At 57.1% G+C, this 1,195-nt stretch carries 1 protein-coding gene; it reads left to right on the top strand.

The window, feature by feature from the left end; translation table 11 throughout:
- Positions 1–1,195: polysaccharide deacetylase family protein (locus JX360_RS17405; RefSeq protein WP_244353530.1), on the top strand; the 1,195-nt coding region annotated here is incomplete at both ends.

Below are 1,195 nucleotides of genomic sequence, written 5' to 3'. Positions count from 1 at the left end.
TTGCCAGAGAACCTCAGCTGGAACGGGATCCCTTTGCTTTGGATCCCTTGGCCAGTCTTTCCTATGTGCCCTCGATCATGTATCACGACGTGGTGGCCAGCCGTAAAGAAGTCTGGTTTGACACCACCTTGGCGGAGCTGCGGCAACATTTCGAGGCCATCAAACAGGCGGGGGTTACCCCCATCCACATCGACCAGTTGTACAAACACCTACGGGACGGGGATCCCTTGCCGGAGAAAGCCATCCTCCTCACCTTTGACGATGCCTATCTCGGCCTGTACGAGAATGCTTATCCTCTCCTGAAGGAGTACAACTTCCCGGCAGCCTACTTTGTTCAAACCGGGTTTGTCGGTGTGCCCACCAGCAAAGATCACTTCACCTGGGATCAAATGCGGGAGATGGATGCCAGCGGGTTAATCGACTTTGCTGCCCATACCGTCAACCATCCCCCCGATCTGCGAGTGTTGGAGGATGCGCGCCTGCGCCGAGAAGTGTTCGATTGCAAAACCAAGCTGGAGGAGGAACTGGGCCATCCCATCGATTACTTTGCCTACCCGGAAGGCAATCGGGATGAGCGGGTGATGCAATACCTGGCGGAGGCTGGCTACCTGATGTCCTTCACCATGGATCCCGGCTTTACCGGGCAATCCCCCAACCTGCTGGAGGTGCGCCGCTTTAACCAATTCCGCATCACTGAGGCGATTATCGGGGCCAAAACCATCAACCTGAGCCGCAGCCCCGACTACTTGCTCGACGTGACCCAACCTTTGGCGTTGACCGATGAAGTGATCGATCAGGTGCGCACCCTTACCATTCGCGGCGGACGGGCTGCCACGGTGCATGCGGAGCGTCGGTATGAGGTCAGTACCCTCGCCCAGCGCTATCAAGCGGATGCGGGCATCAACGGCAGCTTTTTCTCGATCCCCTGGATCAACTCTGCCAGCAACATCATGGTCGGGCCGGTCATGGCCGCCAACCATAAAACCTTCATTCCCGGTCGCCCGGAGGATGACAAGGTGGTGCGGGGTCGTCCCTTGGTGTTGATGGGTAAGGATCGGGTTCGCTTTGTCCCCTTCGACCCCGATACCATGACCAACTTGGCCAGCATTCAGAAGCTGATGCCAGATGTGACGGATCTGTTTGTGGCTGGTTTGTGGCTGGTTAAAGATGGCCAAGCTCTTTCGCAAGCGGAGAT

It is taken from the genome of Thermostichus vulcanus str. 'Rupite' (genome assembly GCF_022848905.1).
In the GTDB taxonomy this organism is placed as follows: domain Bacteria; phylum Cyanobacteriota; class Cyanobacteriia; order Thermostichales; family Thermostichaceae; genus Thermostichus; species Thermostichus vulcanus_A.
The sequence above is the reverse complement of the archived record's forward strand: the minus strand, read 5'-3'. Positions and strand labels throughout refer to the sequence as shown.